General features: G+C 70.6%; 20 protein-coding genes. 6 read left to right on the top strand and 14 right to left on the bottom strand.

Annotated features, from left to right (window positions below):
• Nucleotides 1-23: 23 nt before the first annotated feature.
• From DEJ50_RS20065 to DEJ50_RS20075, 3 genes are all read left to right on the top strand, one after another.
• Nucleotides 24-278 carry an SCO4848 family membrane protein gene (locus tag DEJ50_RS20065; RefSeq protein ID WP_150209338.1) on the top strand — a complete coding sequence of 85 codons (255 nt, stop codon included), beginning with the start codon at nt 24-26 and terminating at the stop codon, nt 276-278.
• Entirely contained in the window at nt 275-1,600 is a 1,326-nt protein-coding gene (locus DEJ50_RS20070) for a metallophosphoesterase (RefSeq protein WP_150209339.1), read from the top strand. Before DEJ50_RS20065 ends, DEJ50_RS20070 begins: the two co-directional genes overlap by 4 nt.
• A gap of 90 nt (nt 1,601-1,690) precedes the next feature.
• Nucleotides 1,691-3,250: an ABC transporter substrate-binding protein gene (locus DEJ50_RS20075; protein WP_223837835.1), complete on the top strand. Its 1,560-nt coding sequence runs from the start codon at nt 1,691-1,693 to the stop codon at nt 3,248-3,250.
• A gap of 7 nt (nt 3,251-3,257) precedes the next feature.
• On the opposite strand, the gene DEJ50_RS20080 is transcribed toward DEJ50_RS20075, so the two are convergent.
• The 13 genes from DEJ50_RS20080 to DEJ50_RS20140 form a co-directional block, all read right to left on the bottom strand.
• Entirely contained in the window at nt 3,258-4,445 is a 1,188-nt protein-coding gene (locus tag DEJ50_RS20080; RefSeq protein WP_150209340.1) for a hypothetical protein, read from the bottom strand.
• Nucleotides 4,446-4,557: 112 nt separating this feature from the next.
• Nucleotides 4,558-5,259, bottom strand: a complete 702-nt coding sequence (locus DEJ50_RS20085; RefSeq protein ID WP_150209341.1) for a TetR/AcrR family transcriptional regulator — start codon at nt 5,257-5,259, stop codon at nt 4,558-4,560.
• An 11-nt stretch (nt 5,260-5,270) separates the two neighbouring features.
• On the bottom strand, nt 5,271-5,681 hold the full coding sequence (locus DEJ50_RS20090; protein WP_150209342.1) for a thiol-disulfide oxidoreductase DCC family protein: 411 nt from the start codon (nt 5,679-5,681) through the stop codon (nt 5,271-5,273).
• The gene (locus DEJ50_RS20095; protein WP_150209343.1) at nt 5,678-6,082 is read right to left on the bottom strand and encodes a hypothetical protein; all 405 of its coding nucleotides are present in this window, start codon (nt 6,080-6,082) and stop codon (nt 5,678-5,680) included. Before DEJ50_RS20095 ends, DEJ50_RS20090 begins: the two co-directional genes overlap by 4 nt.
• A 93-nt stretch (nt 6,083-6,175) precedes the next feature.
• On the bottom strand, nt 6,176-8,401 hold the full coding sequence (locus DEJ50_RS20100; RefSeq protein WP_150209344.1) for an alpha/beta fold hydrolase: 2,226 nt from the start codon (nt 8,399-8,401) through the stop codon (nt 6,176-6,178).
• Between the two features lie 40 nt (nt 8,402-8,441).
• Nucleotides 8,442-9,194, bottom strand: coding sequence for an alpha/beta fold hydrolase (locus DEJ50_RS20105; protein WP_150209345.1), 753 nt, complete (start codon nt 9,192-9,194; stop codon nt 8,442-8,444).
• Between the two features lie 29 nt (nt 9,195-9,223).
• Nucleotides 9,224-9,748 carry a hypothetical protein gene (locus DEJ50_RS20110; RefSeq protein WP_150209346.1) on the bottom strand — a complete coding sequence of 175 codons (525 nt, stop codon included), beginning with the start codon at nt 9,746-9,748 and terminating at the stop codon, nt 9,224-9,226.
• Between the two features lie 31 nt (nt 9,749-9,779).
• On the bottom strand, nt 9,780-10,394 hold the full coding sequence (locus tag DEJ50_RS20115) for a Uma2 family endonuclease (RefSeq protein ID WP_150209347.1): 615 nt from the start codon (nt 10,392-10,394) through the stop codon (nt 9,780-9,782).
• A 156-nt stretch (nt 10,395-10,550) separates the two neighbouring features.
• The gene (locus DEJ50_RS20120; RefSeq protein ID WP_150209348.1) at nt 10,551-11,309 is read right to left on the bottom strand and encodes a succinate dehydrogenase iron-sulfur subunit; all 759 of its coding nucleotides are present in this window, start codon (nt 11,307-11,309) and stop codon (nt 10,551-10,553) included.
• Nucleotides 11,309-13,063 (bottom strand): succinate dehydrogenase flavoprotein subunit, encoded by a 1,755-nt coding sequence (gene sdhA / locus DEJ50_RS20125; RefSeq protein WP_150209349.1) that lies wholly within the window; start codon nt 13,061-13,063, stop codon nt 11,309-11,311. The genes DEJ50_RS20120 and sdhA overlap by 1 nt, the downstream gene beginning before the upstream one ends.
• Nucleotides 13,064-13,089: 26 nt before the next feature.
• Entirely contained in the window at nt 13,090-13,572 is a 483-nt protein-coding gene (locus DEJ50_RS20130; protein ID WP_150209350.1) for a succinate dehydrogenase hydrophobic membrane anchor subunit, read from the bottom strand.
• Between the two features lie 5 nt (nt 13,573-13,577).
• Nucleotides 13,578-13,958, bottom strand: coding sequence for a succinate dehydrogenase, cytochrome b556 subunit (gene sdhC / locus DEJ50_RS20135; RefSeq protein ID WP_150209351.1), 381 nt, complete (start codon nt 13,956-13,958; stop codon nt 13,578-13,580).
• A 133-nt stretch (nt 13,959-14,091) separates the two neighbouring features.
• Nucleotides 14,092-14,652, bottom strand: a complete 561-nt coding sequence (locus DEJ50_RS20140) for a 2-oxo-4-hydroxy-4-carboxy-5-ureidoimidazoline decarboxylase (RefSeq protein WP_150209352.1) — start codon at nt 14,650-14,652, stop codon at nt 14,092-14,094.
• A gap of 357 nt (nt 14,653-15,009) precedes the next feature.
• Between DEJ50_RS20140 and DEJ50_RS20145 the strand changes: the two genes are divergently transcribed.
• Both DEJ50_RS20145 and DEJ50_RS20150 read left to right on the top strand, forming a co-directional pair.
• Nucleotides 15,010-15,738, top strand: coding sequence for an RNA polymerase sigma factor (locus tag DEJ50_RS20145; RefSeq protein WP_150212240.1), 729 nt, complete (start codon nt 15,010-15,012; stop codon nt 15,736-15,738).
• Nucleotides 15,738-16,811, top strand: coding sequence for a hypothetical protein (locus DEJ50_RS20150; RefSeq protein WP_150209353.1), 1,074 nt, complete (start codon nt 15,738-15,740; stop codon nt 16,809-16,811). The genes DEJ50_RS20145 and DEJ50_RS20150 overlap by 1 nt, the downstream gene beginning before the upstream one ends.
• 177 nt (nt 16,812-16,988) lie before the next feature.
• Here DEJ50_RS20150 and DEJ50_RS20155 read toward each other — a convergent pair whose 3' ends face one another.
• Complete coding sequence (locus DEJ50_RS20155; RefSeq protein WP_150209354.1) at nt 16,989-17,912, bottom strand: L,D-transpeptidase family protein; 924 nt, start codon at nt 17,910-17,912, stop codon at nt 16,989-16,991.
• A 194-nt stretch (nt 17,913-18,106) separates the two neighbouring features.
• Here DEJ50_RS20155 and DEJ50_RS20160 point away from each other — a divergent pair, with 194 nt between their 5' ends.
• Nucleotides 18,107-19,687: a methylmalonyl-CoA mutase gene (locus DEJ50_RS20160; protein ID WP_150209355.1), complete on the top strand. Its 1,581-nt coding sequence runs from the start codon at nt 18,107-18,109 to the stop codon at nt 19,685-19,687.
• The last annotated feature ends 27 nt before the right edge of the window (nt 19,688-19,714 follow it).

Here is a 19,714-nt window from a genome sequence, read left to right on the forward strand (position 1 = left end):
GGGGACGGCCGGATACTGGGGGTATGAAACTCGGCCGCGCCGCCTCCTGGTTCCTGCTCGCCTTCGGCGTGTGGAGCTGGTTCATCTGGGTGTCCTTCGTCCGGAACCTCTGGAAGGACGGCAGCGGCCTGGCCTTCGACGACGCGGGCGACCCCACCGCGTACTTCTGGGTCCACCTGATCCTGGCGATCACGTCCTTTCTCCTGGGGACGGTGGTCGGCCTGATCGGGTTGCGCGGGGTCCGGGCGTTGCGTCGTGAATCACGTGAAGCCCCATGACCGTCCTGATCTTCGCCCTCGTCGCGCTGGCCGTCTTCGCGCTGCTGTTCCTGGTGCACCGCTGGCTGTGGATCCGGCTGGTCCGTGACACCACCACGGCCGGCTCACGGGTCCGCCGCACCCTGACCGTGACCGCGTGGGTGCTGCCGCTGCTGGCGGTGGCCGCCCTGGTGTCGGAGCGGGCCGGAGCGCCCTTCTGGCTCCAGCAGGCGGTGGCCTGGCCGGGCTTCCTCTGGCTGGCGGTCCTGCTGTACCTGACCCTGGCGATGCTGGTGGCCGAACCGGTCCGGGCGGTGTGGCTGCGCCGGTCCGGGGCGCGGCGCGCACCGGCAGCCGTGCCGGCTCCGGCTCCGGCTCCGGCGGAGGTCCTGGCGGAGGTCCCGGTCGAGGTCCCCGGCCCGGGTGCGGATCCCGCCCCGCCGGCGGCCACCGCCCCGGCCGAGGCACCCGAAGAGCCCGGGGTGCCCGAGGCGCCCGAGGCCCCCGAGGCGCCCGGGGTCAGCCGGCGGGTCTTCGTGGCGCGGAGCCTCGCCGCCGCCGCGGTCGTGGCCACGGCCGGCACCGTCGGCTACGGAACCCATGGCGTCCTCCGCGGCCCCCGGGTCAAGCGCGTCACCGTCCCCCTCGCCAAGCTGCCCCGCGCCGCGCACGGTTTCCGGGTGGCCGTGGTCAGCGACATCCACCTCGGCCCGATCCTGGGCCGTGCCCACACCGAGCGCATCGTCGCGACCATCAACCGCACCCAGCCCGACCTGATCGCCGTCGTCGGCGACCTCGTCGACGGCTCCGTCGAGAACCTCGGGCCGGCCGCCGAGCCCCTGGCCCGGCTCCGGGCCCGGCACGGCGCCTTCTTCGTCACCGGCAACCACGAGTACTTCTCCGGCGCCGAGGAGTGGGTCGACCACGTCCGGGAACTCGGCCTGCACCCGCTGGAGAACGACCGCCGGGAACTGCCGTACTTCGACCTCGCCGGGGTCAACGACATCGCCGGCGAGAGCGAGGGCCAGGGGCCGGACTTCGCCCGGGCCCTCGGCGACCGCGACCGCAGCCGGACCGCCGTCCTCCTGGCGCACCAGCCCGTGGTCATCGACCAGGCCATGGCGCACGGCGTCGACCTCCAGCTGTCCGGGCACACCCACGGCGGCCAGCTCTGGCCCGGGAACTACCTCGCCGACCTGGCCAATCCCACCCTCGCCGGCCTCGAACGCCACGGGGACACCCAGCTGTACGTGTCCCGTGGCGCGGGTGCCTGGGGACCGCCCGTGCGGGTGGGCGCACCGTCCGACATCACGGTGGTAGAACTCGCCTCATATCAGGCATGACGCCGCCGATCCGGTGGTGAATCGACCTTCCGCCGAAGAATTTTCCGTGATTGGGTGACCGGTATTCGGACAACGGGGGGAGAGTTCAGCGTGGGTTCGTTCGGCAGAAAGGTGATCGCCGGGGGGCTGGTGCTGGCCGCCGCGGGGGGCGTCGCAGCCTGGCAACTGCTGCCGTCCGACGGCGGGAAGAAGGGCGCGATCAAGGTCGGCACCACCGACGTCGCCTCCTCGCTCGACCCGGCCGGCGCCTACGACGCCGGTTCCTGGGCGCTGTACAGCAACGTCTACCAGTCGCTGATGACCGTCAAGGCAGGCTCGGAGACCCCGGTTCCGGACGCCGCGAGCTCCTGCTCGTTCATCGGCCAGAAGCTCACCACCTACCGGTGCGAGCTGCGCCCCGGTCTGAAGTTCGCCGGCGGGCGCGAGATCACCGCCGAGGACGTGAAGTTCTCCTTCGACCGGATCAAGGTGATCAGGTCGGAGCAGGGCCCGGTGTCCCTGCTCAGCACCCTGGAGTCGGTCAAGGCCGAGGGCCGGACGGTCACCTTCAACCTGTCCGCCCGCGACGCCACCTTCCCCTTCAAGATCGCGACGGGGGCGGGCTCGATCGTCGACAAGGAGAAGTACCCGGCGAACGCCCTCCGCAAGGGCAACGAGCTCGACGGCTCCGGCCCGTACACCCTGAAGGCGTTCAAGCCCGGCATCAGCGCCGAACTCGCGCCCAACCCCTCGTACAAGGGCGGGGCCAAGCCGGCCCATGTCCCGGTCACCGTCCGGTACTACGAGAGCTCCGACGAGCTGAACCGGGCCTGGGAGACCCGCCAGGTCCACGTCGCCCACCGGGAGCTGCCGCCGGCCGTGCTGGCCGGCCTCAACCCGAGCATGAAGGACGTCCGGTACCAGCAGTCCGGCGGCACCGAGACCCGCAACATGGTCTTCAACGTCCGGCCCGGCAAGCCCATGTCCCAGCCGGCCGTCCGCAAGGCGGTGGCCGCCGTCCTGGACCGCGGCAAGCTCGCCAAGGGCACCTACAACGGCACGGTCACCCCGCTCTACTCGCTGATCCCGCAGGGCATCAGCGGCCACGGCACACCGTTCTTCGACACCTACCAGGAGCCGAACGCCGAGACCGCGAAGAAGATCCTCAAGGAGGCCAGGATCACCGCCCCGGTCTCCTTCACCCTCGGCTTCAACGTGCGCGGCGCGAACGTCGCCGAGGCGGCCGAGATCAAGAAGCAGCTGGAGGCCACCGGCCTGTTCCGGGTGCAGACCGAGGCCGTCAAGGAATGGCAGGACTTCCAGGAGGGCTACGCGGCCGGCGCCTACGACGCGTACACCATCGGCTGGATCGCCGACTTCCCGGACGCGGACAACTTCACCGCCCCGCTGGTCGGCGCCGGCTCCAGCATGAACAACGGCTTCTCCGACAAGGCCATCGACGAACTCATCACCCGGACCCAGTCGTTCGGCAACCGGGCCGAGGCCGCCGGCGACTTCCGCGAGGTGCAGCGCCTGGTCGCGGCGCAGGTCCCGATCCTGCCGATCTGGCAGAAGAAGGACTACGTGCTCACCCGCGAGGCCGTCACCGGCGGCCGGCACCTGTCGGACGGCACCGGCGTCTGGCGCCTGTGGGAACTCGACTGGCTCTGATCCGTCCTCAGCCCTCGTAGTTGGTGAGCACGCATCCCTCGACCTTGGCCCGCTCCAGCCGGTAGCCGGCCGGGGCCTTGAACCCGGGCCGGCACTCCAGCGCCAGGAACTGGAGCTGGTAGAGGCCGAAGCGGACGGACTCGTCGTTGGTCTCCACCGCGATGTTCTCGCCGACCAGCAGCCTGCTGGTGGTGGCCGACAGCCGGCCGTCCTTCAGGTCCTCCTGCTGGGCGGCCTTCGCCCGCCGCTGCAGGGTGGTCATATCGCCCACCACATCCAGCCAGTTCAGGTCGTGGGCGCGCTGCGCCCCGCCGGTGTTGCCGCAGACCGCCCGCTGGGTGATGCCCAGGGTCCGCGGGTCACCGGACACGGCCGGCCGGTAGTCGATGGATTCGACGGCCACGTCCTCGGACGCCGTGGACATGGTCGTGCAGTCGACCGTGTGCGGATGGACGAGCTTCTTCAGCTCCGCCATACCGGCGGCGCTCGGCAGGCCCAGGCTGCCCTGGGCCGGCTGGCCCGGCTTCTCCGGTCCGCCGGTGCCGCCCGCCGGGTCCGTCGGGGTCTCGAAGTTCGGGCTGCCCGTGCCGTCTTCGGCGTGCACGAAGTCGCTGAGGACGCAGTAGTCCACCAGGGCCTTCTCCTGCTTGTAGCCCTTGGGCGCCCAGAAGCTGGGATGGCAGGTGAGGATCCTCAGGTCCGAGCGGGAGAGGGCGAGGGCCGCCTTCGGCCCGGTCGGCGTGACGGCGAAGTTCTTGCCGACGAAGACCCGGCTGAACAGCCCGTAGTTCTCGTCCCCTGCCCTCTTCTCCTGGACGTGCTTCTTGTAGCCCGCCTGGAACTCCTTCATGTCCGAGGCCATGTAGAAGATGAGCTCGGCGCCTTCGGTGCGGTCACTGCACACCCCGCGCTCGGTCACGGACCATTTGCCGACCGTGGTCAGACCGGTCCGCGGCAGCCGGCGGTCGCGGGGATCGGTGCTCATGTCCTCGCACGGGACGTACTTCTGTACGTACCGCTGGGCCTCGGCCAGGCCGGCCGGTACCGCAGGGGATGTGCCCGCCGCCGGGGATGCGCTCGATGCCGGGGCGGCAGCGGAACCGGCCGGAGCCGGCTTCTTGCCGTCCTCGCACGCGGACAGCGTGGCGAGGCAGAGGAGGGCGGCCAGGACGGCGGGGAACCGCTTGATATGCATGGGTCGCTTTCGCCGGGTGACGGAAGGGGGGTGGCATGCCCATGCTATGGCGGTGACCGAAAGATGATCAAAGTCGATCGGAGTCGATCGAAGCCGAAGGTTCCCCGGGCGGTCAGGCCTTGCGGGCGCTCGCCGCCTGGGCCATGCCCGGCAGGAAGTCGGTGAACAGCTCGTGCACCTCGCGGACCAGCGGGCGCAGCACCCGGAAGCGGGCCAGGACGATGCCGCGGGTGGTCAGCTGGGCGCCGCGCTGGGCGAGCCTGCGGGTCTTCTCGCTGTTCTCGGAGCGGTCGAACACCCAGTACAGGACCAGGCCCATCTGCGAGAGCCACATCAGCTCGGGGAGCAGGTCCGCCAGTTCGGCGGGCACCTTGGTCTTCGCCCCCGCCAGGACCTCCCGGTGCATGTCGATCGCCTGCCTGCGGGCGGGCTCCGACTCGGGGGAGAAGGGGCTGAGCGGGCTCTCCGGGTCCGCCGCGTTCTTGAAGAACTGCGCCGCGAACTCGTGGTACGGGGCGGCGATGTCCAGCCATGCGGTCAGGACCCCGGCGAGCCGGGTCTGGAGGTCGGTCTCCCGGTCCAGGATGGGGCGGACGGCCTTCTGGTGGGCTGCGCCGATCCGGTCGTAGAAGCCCTGGACCAGGTGCTCCTTGGACTCGAAGTAGTAGTAGGCGTTGCCCACCGAGACCCCGGCCTCCTTGGCGATGGCCCGCATGGTCGTCTTGTCGTAACCGCGCTCCTGGAAGAGCCGGAGCGCGGTTTCGAGGATGAGCGTCCGGGTCTGCTCGCTCTTGGGGGCCTTCTGTTCCGTCACGGTGTCCGAGCCTATCCGGGGATCTCGCACTGTTCGTCACAGGCCGCCGATCCGTCACGGGTGGCCCCGCGCCAGGCGGCGGCGGCCAGCATGGTGGCCTGGGCGAAGGGCCGGCCCGCCGCGGTGGCCAGCCAGTCGGCCTTCGGCCGGTGTTCGGCGAGGGCCCACAGGCAGACGATGAACGCGTCGGCGCCGGTCCAGATCTGCCCGCGGTTGCCGATCACGGTGATCTCGCGGAGCGTTGCCGCATGGTCCAGCCCCGGATACGCCTGCCGGGCCGCGGCCGACCCGGCCGGAATCATCCGGAGCGGGACCAGCCACCGCTGGCCGAGGAGCCAGTGCCGGACGTGGACGCAGAGCGGGCAGTGGGCGTCGTACAGGATGGTCAGCCGGTGGACCGGCGAGCCGGTGCGCACGGTCATGCACCGGCCGGGGTGGCCCAGCCCTGCGGGGCGACCGGCGGGGTCTGCGCGCGTTCCGTGATGCTCCGGCGGCGGATCTTGTTGAGCACCCAGACGTTGCCGAGGTGCATCACCCCGAGGACCAGCAGGACGACCCCGAGCTTGACCGAGAGGGCCTCGAACAGCGAGCGGGCGTCGGCCACGGCCTCCGCGGACTTCAGGTACAGGGCCACGAAGCCCAGGTTGACCAGGTAGAAGCCGACCACCAGCAGGTGGTTGACGGCGTCCGCGAGCTTCTCGTCCCCCTGCAGCACGCTGGAGATGAAGATCCGTCCGTTGCGGCTCAGGGTCCGCGCCACCCAGATGGTGAGACCGACGCTGACGAGCAGATAGATGACGTACGCGACCACGGTGAGGTCCATGCCCCCCGCCTCCTTGAACGTGTTCAAATGCTTGGCATGATTGACTCTAGGAGTATTTTTGAACAAGTTCAAGCTTTTCTTGCCCGGGCGGACTCAGGGCTGCCGGAGCCGGTTCAGCAGGTCCTCCCGGACCTCTTCGATCCGCGGGTCCACCCGGTAGAAGTCGTGCCGCTGCAGCGGTATGAACACCGGCTGGGCCGGACCCCGGGGGCCCGCCGGAGTCCCTGCCGGGGCCGCCGGGTCCACCCCGTCCGGCCACGGCTGCCGGTCCAGCCCGTGCCCGACCGGCCCCGCCATCGCATCCGTGTCCCGGCGTACGTTCGCCCAGCCGGCCAGCCCGTCCGGGCCGCCGACCCCGGCCGCCAGGTCCTCCACCGCCTCCCGGGTCAGGTACGCCGGATAGTGCCGCCGGAAGAAGCTCGTCAGCGGGCAGCCGGTGGTCAGCAGGGCGATCTGCGGCCGGTAACCGGCCTTGGCCTGCATCAGCGCCAGCATCCCGATCATCGCCCCCATCGAGTGCCCGTGCAGCAGCACCCGGCCCTCCGGCCGGCCCTCCAGCAGCGCCCCCAGCCGGTGCGTCAGCTCCGGCACCCCCCGCCCGGTCCAGGTCGCGGGGGTGAACGGATGCCCCGACCGCGGCCAGAACGCCCCGAACGCCCACATGATCCCGGTGTACCGGCGGGACTCGGCCCGCAGGATGATCGTCCGCGCCGCCAGCAGCATCACGACGATCAGAGCCACCAGCATGAACGAGCCCAGCGAGGTCAGCAGCCGCAGCCCGTCGGCCATCAGCTCCTGGTAGTGCAGCGACAGGTAGTCCGGGCTGTGGAAGGCCAGCGCCCCGAACACCGCGAGGATGGCCGTCACCAGCACGGCAGCCGCCGCCAGCCCGCGGTCCACCTGGGTCAACAGCTTCGGCGGATCGCCGGCCGCCCCCGCCCGGGCCTGCGCCAGCGCAAGAAGCTGCCGCCGCTCCTCGTACTCCTCCTTCTCGGCGTCCGACCGCGGCCACGGCCGGCTCGCCCACTTCCGCCGGGCCGCGAGCACCGCCACCAGGAGAACGGTCAGTCCGACCGCCGAGAGAGTGACGATCGGCAGCGCAGCCGCGTTCGCGCGCACCGCGGCCGGCAACTGCACCCGCTGCCGCTCCGGTTCGGCGGTCAGCCAGTCCTGGGTCCACAGCAGTACGGCCGTCGAGCACTGCCAGGCGCTGAAGCAGGCCAGCACCCCCATCGCCACCCCGGCCAGCCCGCGCAGCGGCACCCGGTCCGCCGGGTCCCGCGGCGTCCACAGGCACAGCGCGGCCATCACCAGCAGCAGCACCACCTGCCCGGCCAGCAGCAGCGTGGTCAGCATGCCGACCCCCGGCAGCATCACCTGGTTGGTCCGCTGCCCACCCGAACCGCCGTAGTACACCGCCGCGCCCGCGAGGGCCAGCAGGCAGCAGGTGCCCACCGCCCGCTCCCCGAGCCGCCCCGGCCACCACCAGGACCCGGCCGAGACCAGCACGGCACCTGCGCCGATCACCGCGAACAGCAGCCAGGCCGCCCCGTCCCCGGCCCCGCTCCGGTACGCGGGCACGGTCAGCAGCAGGGCCAGCGTCAGCACTCCCGCACACAGATGCCGGGCGGTCAGCCCCCGGGCCCGCCAGTTGTACTCCCAGAACAGGGGCGTGGCGAGCGGCCGTTCCGGCTTCTCCCCGCCCTTGACGGCCTTCCACGGATCACCCGTGACCTCGGCCGTGCGCCGCACCGACCGGTACTCCTGCCGTTCGTCGCGGGCACTGAACGACATCGACCCGAGGGCGATCACCGGAACCAGCGCGGCCAGCAGCATCCCCGTGACGGTGCCGTGCTGCCGGACGAAGTGCACCAGCGGGTTGGCCTCCTTGCACACACCACCGGCCGACCCGCCCGTCCCGCACTGCCAGACCAGCTGGTCCATCGCCCCCTGTGCGAACGCGGCCACCGCCAGCATCGTCAGCGACAGGCCCAGCATCTGCGCCACCCACCGGTACATGCCACTGGCCCACTTCCGGTCCAGCCGGAAGGGCTGCATCCAGGCCACCTGATTGACCAGCAGGAACGGCAGCAGGAACAGCCACAGGGCCCGGGTGGCCCCGCCGATGGTCAGCCGGGCCCAGTCGTAGACCTCCCGTATCACCCCGGACCCGTGCTCGCGCACGCCCGCCGTCCGGTACACCCCCGCCCGTTCGTCACCGCTGACCCGCTGGACGCCGGAGGGCTGTAACGCCTCCAGCCGGTCCACGAGTCCGACCCCCGGCACGACCACTTCGACTACGCCCACCCGCTGGTCCATCGGACCAGGCTGACAGCACGGGTCGCGGACCCGCCATGCGTTATCGCAACTGACTCAGAATCAATTGCGTGATCTCATCCGGGCGTTCGAGGGCAGGCAGATGACCGGCCCAGGAGAGCTCGGTGTACGTGGCCTCCGGCAGCCGTTCGGCCAGGGTGCGGGACACCTCCCGGAACCCGGGCAGATCGTGCGCGCCGCCGAACACCGAGGCGGGCACCCGTACGGCACCCAGGCCGACCTCGGGCTCCGGCAGTTCGAGCTCCCAGTCGGCTCCCGCGCCGGCCTCGAAGTTGTGCAGCTGCATGTCCCGGACCAGCGCCCGGGTCGCGTCGTCCGCCTCCGGACCCAGCCAGGTACGGGCGTTCAGCTCGGCCGCTCCCAGCAGGTCCCCGGCATCCAGGAGCACTTCCTCCGCCTCGTCGAAGGCCGTGATGTCCGGGGTCGGCTGCATACCGGGGACGCCGGGGCAGAGCAGCACCAGCCGGTCCACCCGGTCCGGGTGCTGCGCCGCCAGCCGGAGGGCGACCCGCCCGCCGTACGAGGAGCCGACGAGGGCGGCCCGCTCGATCCCGAGCGCATCCAGCACGGCGAGGACATCGCCCTCGTCGCTGTACGGGGCGGTCGCCGCGGGGGAGTCCCCGCAGGTCCGGAAGTCGAGCCGGACCACCCGGTGGCCGGCTGCGGCCAGCGGCGCCCGCTGGGCGTCCCACATCCGGCGGTCGCAGACGGAGGAGTGCAGCAGGACCACGGCGGGGCCGTCGGCCGGCCCGTCCACATCATGAGAAACGATCATCCGCTGATGATGGCACGCCTCAGCACGTCTCAGATGCTCAGCGAGCGCGCGTAGTTGACCTGGCCCATCACCCACGGGAAGACGGCCGGGTTGGTCACCGGGATCATCGTCGAGTGGTGCCGGCCGGCGCTGCTCACCGTCACCTGCACGTACCCCGTGGTGACCCGTTCCTTCATCAGCAGGAAGAGCAGGCCGATCAGGCAGAAGAAGGCGAACACGATGGCCAGCACGATCGCATGGGTGGGGATCTTCTCCTCGGTGCGGGAGAAGTCCGTGGCGTTCCACATGGCGCCCTTGAGCGGCATGGCACCCGAAGGGGTGATGATCTGGTCCCCGGCGATGGTGATGTCCCCGAGGCTGAACGCCGGGCCGCCGGCGTACCCGCCCGGCAGGGTCAGACCGGCCCCGGCGACCGTCGGCTGGTACTGCGGGGCGCTCGGATAGGGCTGCGGATATCCGTAACTGGGGTTGCCCGGGCCCCACTTGTAGGCGTCCTGGCCACTGCCGGCCGGCCCCGGCTCGCTCGCGTACGGATTCGGCTGCTGCTCGCTCATGGCGCCGATCCTACGGCCGCCCCGGTAGGGCCTACTCGGCTTCGGGCTTACGACGGGCTGCGGCCAGCACCGCCTCGACGTCCAGGGTCACCTTGGCACCGATGGACTCGGGCAGGGTCACGACCTCGCCGGGGGCGTGGACGCGGTAGTTGTCGTACTTGTCCTGCACCGGGTCGGTGAGGACGTGCAGCCGGTTGTGCTTGCGGTCGACGATGACGTAAACGGGGACCTTGGCGTTGGCGTAGGCGCTGACCTTGGTGCGTAGGTCGGTCTGGTAGTTGCTGGAGGTGACTTCCAGAACCAGCCGGAAGGCGACGGGGTCGTAGCAGTTGTTCTCGGTGTGGTGGTCTTCGAAGTCGGCGTCGACGATCGAGAGGTCCGGGATGGCGTAGTCCTCGCGCCCGTCGGGGAGCCAGATACCGATGGCCTGGAGCACCTCGGCTTCCATGTCGTCGAGCCCGGCCGCGATGAACGGGCGCATGAGATTCGTGAGAGCACGCGCGTGGGCGCCGTCAGCTGGTGGAGACACGAGGATCTGCCCTCCGATGATCTCGACGCGGTAGCCAGGAAGGCGTTCCATGATTCGGTTGGCTTCGTCGATAAGACGCCGGTCGCCCAGTGGCTGCTCAGCAGGTGCTGCGGACATCACGTGCCTCCCGTGGGCTGCTGTCGAGAGCATCATCGTAGGACGGAACCCGGCCCGGCCGCCGGATGCCGCGCGCTCACCCGAACGAGCGAGGGCCCCGCCCCCGGTCGTGGAAACCGGGTGCGGGGCCCTCGTACGGAACGGAAGAACCGCAGGTCAGAAGCGGCGCGTGATCAGCGCGCGCTTCACTTCCTGGATCGCCTTCGTGACCTCGATGCCACGCGGGCAGGCGTCCGTGCAGTTGAACGTGGTGCGGCAGCGCCACACGCCGTCCTTGTCGTTCAGGATCTCCAGCCGCTGCTCGCCGGCCTCGTCACGCGAGTCGAAGATGAAGCGGTGCGCGTTGACGATCGCCGCCGGGCCGAAGTACTGGCCGTCGTTCCAGAACACCGGGCACGAGGAGGTGCACGCGGCGCACAGGATGCACTTGGTGGTGTCGTCGAAGCGCTCGCGGTCCTCGGCGGACTGCAGGCGCTCGCGCGTCGGCTCGTTGCCCGTGGTGACCAGGAACGGCATGACGTCGCGGTAGGCCTGGAAGAAGGGCTCCATGTCGACCACGAGGTCCTTCATCACCGTGAGGCCCTTTATGGCCTCGACGGTGATCGGCTTCTCCGGGTTGATGTCCTTGATCAGCGTCTTGCAGGCGAGCCTGTTCTTGCCGTTGATCCGCATCGCGTCGGAGCCGCAGATGCCGTGCGCGCACGAGCGGCGGAAGGTCAGCGTGCCGTCCAGGTCCCACTTGATCTTGTGGAGACCGTCGAGCACACGCTCCTTCGGGTCGATCTCGATCTGGAAGTCCTGCCACTCCGCCTCGGCCGAGACCTCGGGGTTGAAGCGGCGGATCCGGAAGGTGACCGTGATGGTGTGGGAGGCCGCGGAAGCCGCCTCCACCTTGTCCAGGGTCGGGGTAGCCATCAGTACTTACGCTCCATCGGCTGGTAGCGGGTCGTGACGACCGGCTTGTAGTCGAGCCGGACCGAGTCCGAGCCATCGGCTCCGACCTCGCGGTACGCCATGGTGTGGCGCATGAAGTTGACGTCGTCGCGGTTGGGGTAGTCCTCGCGGTAGTGACCGCCGCGGGACTCCTTGCGGGCCAGTGCGGACACGGCCATGACCTCGGCCAGGTCGAGCAGGTTGCCCAGCTCGATGGCCTCCAGCAGGTCCGTGTTGAAGCGCTTGCCCTTGTCCTGCACGGACACGTTCTTGTAGCGCTCGCGCAGTTCCGCGATCTTCTCGACCGCCGTCTTGATGGTCTGCTCGGTACGGAACACCATCACATTGGCGTCCATCGTCTCCTGCAGCTCCAGGCGCAGGTCGGCGACCCGCTCGTTGCCGGTGGAGTTGCGGAGCCGCTCGACCTGGTCGACCACCAGCTGGGCCGGGTTCTCCGGCAGCTCGACGTAGTCGTTCTCGGCCGCGTACTTCGCCGCCGCGATACCGGAGCGCTTGCCGAACACGTTGATGTCCAGCAGCGAGTTGGTGCCCAGGCGGTTGGCGCCGTGCACCGACACGCACGCGACCTCGCCGGCCGCGTACAGGCCGGGGACCACGGTGGTGTTGTCCGACAGGACCTCACCCTCGACGTTGGTCGGGATGCCGCCCATGGCGTAGTGCGCGGTGGGCTGGATCGGGATCGGGTCCGTGTACGGCTCGATGCCCAGGTAGGTGCGCGCGAACTCGGTGATGTCCGGGAGCTTGGCGTCCAGCTGCTCCGGCGGCAGGTGGGTCAGGTCCAGGTACACGTGGTCCCCGGCCGGACCGCAGCCGCGGCCCTCGCGGATCTCGGTGTAGATGGAGCGCGAGACCACGTCACGGGAGGCGAGGTCCTTCATGACCGGCGCGTACTTCTCCATGAAGCGCTCGCCGTCCTTGTTGCGGAGGATGCCGCCCTCACCGCGGGCGCCCTCCGTCAGCAGGATGCCCATGCGCCAGATGCCCGTCGGGTGGAACTGGAAGAACTCCATGTCCTCCAGCGGCAGGCCGCGCCGGTAGCAGGCCGCCTGGCCGTCGCCGGTCAGGGTGTGCGCGTTGGAGGTCACCTTGAAGAACTTGCCGGTGCCGCCGGAGGCGTAGATGACGGCCTTCGCCTGGAAGACGTGGATCTCGCCGGTGGCCAGCTCGTACGCCACGACGCCCGCGGAGTGCTTGACCCCGTCGACCTCGGTGATGAGCTGGTCGAGGACGTAGAACTCGTTGAAGAACTCCACGCCCTCCTTCACGCAGTTCTGGTACAGCGTCTGGAGGATCATGTGGCCGGTGCGGTCCGCGGCGTAGCAGGACCGGCGGACCGGCGCCTCGCCGTGGGCACGGCTGTGGCCGCCGAAGCGGCGCTGGTCGATGGTGCCGTCCGGGGTGCGGTTGAACGGCAGGCCCATCTTCTCCAGGTCGAGGACGGCGTCGATGGCCTCCTTCGCCAGGATCTCGGCGGCGTCCTGGTCGACCAGGTAGTCACCGCCCTTGACCGTGTCGAAGGTGTGCCACTCCCAGTTGTCCTCTTCCACGTTGGCCAGCGCGGCGGCCATGCCGCCCTGCGCGGCACCCGTGTGGGAGCGGGTCGGGTACAGCTTGGTCAGCACGGCGGTGCGGCTGCGCTTCGTCGCCTCGATGGCGGCGCGCATGCCGGCGCCGCCGGCGCCGACGATGACGGTGTCGTACTTGTGGATCTTCATGAGATGTGTCGCCTCAGCCCCGTTGCCTAGCGGATGTTCGGGTCGAAGGTGAAGATCACCAGCGTGCCCAGAAGGATGGTGAACACCGTGGCGGTGTAGAGCAGGCCCTTCAGCCACAGCCGGGTGTTGGCGCGCTCCGCGTAGTCGTTGATGACGGTACGCAGGCCGTTGGCGCCGTGCAGCATGGCCAGCCACAGCATCAGCAGGTCCCAGCCCTGCCAGAAGGGGGAGGCCCAGCGGCCGGCCACGAAGGCGAAGCCGATCTTGGAGACGCCGCCGTCGAGCACCAGCTGGATGATCAGGTGGCCGATGACCAGGACGACCAGGACGATGCCCGAGAGGCGCATGAAGAGCCACGCGGCCATCTCGAAGTTGCCGCGGGTCGACTTGGGCGTCTTGGACGTGCGCTTGCGCGGGGCCTCGATGTAGGGGGCCGGGTTGTCGACGTCGTAGAGGGAAACGCCCTCCACGTCGCCGATCCCCTGGGCGGAAGAAGTGTCAGAAGACATGCGCGTCACTTCCCGAACAGTTCTTCGGCAGCGTGACCCAGGACGGGGAACACGGCGTAGATCATGGTCACGGCCCAAAGGATCACGACGGTCCAGAGCATCTGCTTCTGGTAGCGCGGGCCCTTGGACCAGAAGTCCACGGCGATGACACGGAGACCGTTGAGCGCGTGGAAGATGATGGCGGCCACGAGGCCGTACTCCAGCAGCGCGACGATCGGAGTCTTGTAGGTGGCCACGACATCGTCGTACGCCTCGGGGGAGACGCGGACGAGAGCGGTGTCGAGGACGTGTACGAACAGGAAGAAGAAGATGAGGACGCCGGTGACTCGATGAGCCACCCAGGACCACATTCCTTCCCGGCCGCGGTACAACGTTCCAGCCGGCACGGAAAACCCTCCGGAAGCGGGGCGGGGGCCAGCCGGCTTCGTTGTCGGTCGGGCCCGGCCGGGTACGGTCCACCGGCCCCGGCCATCGTAGCGACGAGTTGTCGGTTCCTTCGCGCGGGGTCCATCGGTGTGATCAAACAGGCACGGACGGGCTATCCCACAGGGGCGAACAGGGTGATTCCGGGCGTACTGCATCGAAGGATTCGGGCATCCGGGCCAGTACGGACAACCGGGCCCTGGCGAGTCGCCGCAGCTCGTCGGCGGAGATGGACCGCTCCTCGTCCTCCTCGTGTGCCATCCGGCGTCGGATACCGGCCAGCACCATGTCGGGATGCTCCTCCGCCGGGTGTCCGGCCAGGCAGATGACGAAGGCGTGCCCGAACTTCCGTTCGTATTCGGCGTGGGCCGCGTCGAGTGCCAGATGCGCCGCGTACGGAGCGCCCTCGTGCAGCTCCGTCGAGCATTCGACGGCCAGCGCCTCGGTGAGGTCCGCCGGTGCCAGGTCGTACGAGGCCTCGTCCGCGGCGGCGAGCAGCGCGGCCAGATCCGGGTACGGTCGGTGCGCCGCCACCCGGTGGGCCCAGCGGTGGCTGCCGCAGCAGTGCAGCAGGGCTCGCTCGGCGGCCTCGGCCGGCAGTGCGTTGAACCGGGCGAGCTTGCTGCCGCGGACCTGGGCCGGGAGGGGGCTGGACAGCGGGGGGCTCCTCGGGACGTGTCGGGGTGTGCCGCAACGCTATCGACGCGGGGGCGGGAGTACCGCACGCAGAGGCGGATTTCACCCGGACGAGAAGGGCGGGGGAGGTGTAGAGAGGGGGAGAGTCGGAGAAGGCGACCGAGGCCGCCACCCCCCACAGGAGAGGCCCCGGCCGCCATCCGACACGGACTCGTGCGACAAGCCCGTATCCCTGTCAGCGTCGCGAGTGCGTTTTGTGTCACACCCCGCTTCGCGCACGAATGGTTGCAGGTTGTACAACTCGTGGACGTGGGTGCGGGAAAGCCGTAACGTGCTGATTTGCGCAGGACGTACAGGACAGTGAACGGGTTGGGGACTTTGCTGGGGGACGACGCGGAGCTGACCGCCGCGGTGCTCGCGGCACAGCACGGCGACGAAAGCGCGTTCCGTACTGTGTACCGCGCCGTGCACCCGCGCCTGCTCGGGTACGTACGGACGCTCGTCGGCGACGCCGACGCCGAGGACGTGGCCTCCGAGGCATGGCTGCAGATCGCCCGGGACCTCGCCTCCTTCTCCGGCGACGCCGACCGCTTCCGCGGCTGGACCGCCCGGATCGCCCGCAACCGGGCCCTCGACCACATGCGCATGCGCGGCCGCCGGCCCGCCATCGGCGGCGACGAAACCGAACTCACCGGACGCGCCGCGGACTGCGACACCGCCGGAGAGGCCATGGAGGCCCTCGCCACCGGCCGCACCATGGCCCTGATCGCCCGGCTCCCCCAGGACCAGGCCGAAGCCGTGGTGCTGCGGGTGGTGGTCGGCCTCGATGCCAAGAGCGCCGCACAAACCCTCGGCAAACGGCCCGGGGCGGTCCGCACGGCAGCCCACCGTGGCCTGAAAAAGCTGGCCGAACTTCTCGAAACGGAGTTTGGAGCGGAGCCGGGAACGGAAGTCGGCCATAATGCCGGAGGCCGCGCCCAGGGAAGCGGTGGCTCCGGGGGTGCGCGCGATCTCGACGCCGTGCCGGCGCAGCGCGGCCCGGGTGGGGACCTCGTACGGCCGACCGGTGTGACGGATTCACGTTGGCGGACGCAGAAGGACATGTGATGGCCGACGATCGCAACAACTGGCTGGACGAGGCCGCGGCGGAGAAACTCCTGCGCGGCGAACCGGTCGGGCCCGTCGCCGATCACCCCGACCGGGACGAGGCCGCCCGGCTGCGCCAGGCCCTGGAGGACCTCGCGCCGCGCCCGCTCGCGCCCGGCGCCGAGCTGCCCGGCGAAGCCGCCGCCCTGGCCGCCTTCCGGGCCGCAACCCACGCTGTCGGGACCGCAGCCGGGACCACACCGGAAGCCGAAGCGGAATCCGTACTCGGATCCGCCGTGGAACCGGAGCCGCTGGTGGCCCTCGGCATGCCCGGCGAGGTCCGGCCCGCCCGGAACCGGACGTTCAGGCTGGGGCTGGCCGCCGCGGTGGCCAGCGTGGCGATCGGCGGCATCGCCGCCGTGGCCGGCGGCGCACTGCTGGACCGCGCCCTGCACACGAGCGCCGGCCCGGCACCCGCGGTATCCCTCACCACCGGCCCCACCCCGCTCCAGACCCCGGACGCGGCCGACGGTGCCGTGCCGCCCGGGATCACCCCGGACGCCGGCCCCACCCCGTTCCGCGACGGCGGCGGCCACGGCACCACGCCGGCCCCCGGCGGGGACGGCGCGGCCACCCCGGGCACCGGCGGAACCGCCAACATCGGCGGCACCGTCGGCGGAACCACCGGGGAGGACGACCGGGACCGGCCGGACGCCACCGGCGGCACCGACGGCACCCGCAAGGACCCGGACGGCTCGGCAGCCGCCGGCGCCGACGGCAACGGCGGGGGCAAGGACCGGGACCGGGTGCTCCGCATCGCCGACCTGTGCCGGGACTTCCGGGCGGGCCGGCTCGCCGACGACCAGCGGGACCGGCTGGCCCGCGCGGCCAAGGGCGCCCAGCGGATCAAGCAGTTCTGCGACCGGCTGCTGGACGGCGGTTCGGGCGGGTCCGACGGCAGCCGCGGCCCGGGCTCGGACGGTTCGGGCGAGGGCGGCGAGATCCTGGAGGCGCCGACCCGGGAGCCGGCCGCTCCGGTCCCGCCCGCCGCACTGGAGAACGCCCTCGGGCTGACCCAGGACACCCGGCTGTAACACTTTTCGAACCGGCGGCGCAGTACATATTGAGCCGACTGGTCATCGGCCGCGCATGAGCCGGGGTTCCCCCCGTACCCCTGGGCTCTGCGCACCCGGCGCGGGCGGGGCACGTTCCCCCGGCCCTGCCCGCGCCCTTTACGTACCGCGGTTCCTACATGCCGTGCGCCCGCAGGCTCACCAGTAGACGACGACCTTGTCGCCGACGTTCACCTGCTCGAACAGCGCAGCGAGTTTGCCCTTGTCCCGGACGTTCACACAGCCGTGCGAGGCGCCGTTGTAGCCGCGCGCCGCGAAGTCCGACGAGTAGTGCACGGCCTGGCCGCCGCTGAAGAACATCGCGTACGGCATCGGCGTGTGGTAGATCGTCGACGTCCACTCCTTGGCCTTCCAGCCCACGTTGAACACGCCCTCACGGGTGGGGGTGTTCTCCGAGCCGAAGCGCACGTCCATCGAGGAGACGACCTTGCCGTCGATCATCCAGGCCAGGGTGCGGCTCTCCTTGCTGATGCACATCACCCGCCCCTGCATACAGCGCGGGTCCGGCGCGGCCAGCTCGTTGGTGGTCGGCGGACGCAGCTCGTCGGCGGTGGGCTTGCGGGTGGCGCTCTGCACCTTCTGCCAGGTGGCCGCGTCCACCCCGCCCGTGACGGCCAGACCGTGCTTGCCCTGGAAGGACTTCACCGCTGCGGTGGTCTTGGAGCCGTAGAACGCGGTGGGCGCCGTCTTCAGGAGGCCGAGCTGCCGGAGCCGGGCCTGGAGCTCACGGACCTGCTCGCTCTCGTCGCCGTTCGCCATCAGGTACTTGACCGTGGGCGAGGCGGAGGCGGAGGGCTTGCCCGGCTTCGACGCGGAGGCCGACGGCGAGGCGGACTCGCCGGACTTGCCGTCCGTGGAAGCCGAGGGCGGGGCCGAGGGCGTGGGCGTGCCGGGGGTCCCGGAGGAGGCGCCGCCGCCCGAAGGGGACGGGGCGAGCGCCGCGGGTGCGGACGGCTTGCTCTCCTGCGGGCCGCAGGCGGTGGCGCCGGCGGCGAGTGCGACGGCGGTGGCGCCGGCGGCGAGCGTGCGGGATATGACTCTCTGGCGGTTGTGGCGGTGCATCCTTCATCCCCCGTTGTCTGCGGCTTCTACTGAGACGATGCTCCGCGGGCGTGGATAGTTGCGGACAGTCTCGGGATGTTGCGCCATTGTGACCGACGGCCGTGGCCTGCCGGCCGCCGGACAAGGCTGTCGCGGACGGCGCGGAGACGTTTTATCAGGGCCGGTCCGGTCGGCACTACGGAGGTTTCTGTCGGATGTCACACACCGAAAGCGGACTGCCCCTGCAACCGGTCTACGGGCCCGAGGCCCTGACGGGCTGGGACCCGGAGGTCAAACTGGGCGAACCCGGGAGCTATCCCTACACCCGCGGGGTCTATCCCTCCATGTACACCGGGCGGCCCTGGACCATGCGCCAGTACGCCGGATTCGGCACCGCCGCCGAATCCAACGCCCGTTACCGGCAGCTCATCGAGGCCGGCACCACCGGCCTGTCGGTGGCCTTCGACCTGCCCACCCAGATGGGACACGACTCCGACGCGCCGCTCGCCCACGGCGAGGTCGGCAAGGTCGGGGTGGCCGTGGACTCGGTCGACGACATGCGGGTGCTCTTCGAGGGGATTCCGCTCGACCGGGTCTCGACCTCGATGACCATCAACGCTCCGGCCGCCCTCCTGCTGCTGCTCTACCAACTGGTGGCGGAGGAACAGGGCATCGGGGCCGACCGCCTGACGGGCACGGTGCAGAACGACGTACTGAAGGAGTACATCGCCCGCGGGACCTACATCTTCCCGCCCGGGCCATCGCTGCGGCTGGTCGCCGACACCTTCCGCTACTGCCGGGCCGAGATCCCCCGGTGGAACACCATCTCCATCTCCGGCTACCACATGGCGGAGGCCGGGGCCTCGCCCGTGCAGGAGGTCGCCTTCACCCTCGCCGACGGCATCGAGTACGTCCGGACGGCCATCGGCGCCGGCATGGACGTGGACGAGTTCGCGCCCCGGCTGTCCTTCTTCTTCGTGGCCCGCACCACCCTGCTGGAGGAGGTGGCGAAGTTCCGGGCCGCCCGCCGGATCTGGGCCCGGGTGATGCGGGAGGAGTTCGGGGCCCGCGACCCGAAGTCGCTGATGCTGCGCTTCCACACGCAGACCGCAGGGGTCCAGCTGACGGCCCAGCAGCCCGAGGTCAACCTGGTCCGGGTGGCCGTCCAGGGCCTCGCCGCGGTGCTCGGCGGCACCCAGTCGCTGCACACCAACTCCTTCGACGAGGCCATCGCGCTGCCGACGGAGAAGTCCGCCCGGCTGGCGCTGCGCACCCAGCAGGTGCTCGCGTACGAGACGGATGTGCCGCACACCGTCGACCCGTTCGCCGGGTCGTACGCGGTGGAGGCGATGACGGACGCGCTGGAGGCGGCGGCCGTGGAGCTGATGGACCGGGTCGAGGCCATGGGCGGGGCGGTCGCGGCGATCGAGCAGGGCTTCCAGAAGGGTGAGATCGAACGCAGCGCCTACCGGATCGCCCGGCAGACCGACAGCGGCGAGCGGGTGGTGGTCGGGGTCAACCGGTACGCGCTTGCCGAGGAGGAGCCCTACGAGCCGCTGCGGGTGGACCCGGAGATCGAGGTCCGGCAGCGGGAGCGGCTGGCCCGGCTGCGGTCGGAGCGGGACGGGGCGGCGGTGGACACCGCCCTGGCCGCGTTGCGGGCGGCTGCGACGGGGACGGAGAACGTGCTCTACCCGATGCGGGAGGCGCTCCGTGCCCGGGCCACGGTGGGGGAGGTCTGCAATGCGCTGCGGGAGGTCTGGGGGGCGTACGAGCCGGCCGATTCCACATGGTGAAACAGGTGGCGCGACAGGTGCGTAGTC

The sequence above is a fragment of the Streptomyces venezuelae genome, from assembly GCF_008642295.1.
GTDB classification, from domain to species: Bacteria; Actinomycetota; Actinomycetes; order Streptomycetales; family Streptomycetaceae; genus Streptomyces; species Streptomyces venezuelae_C.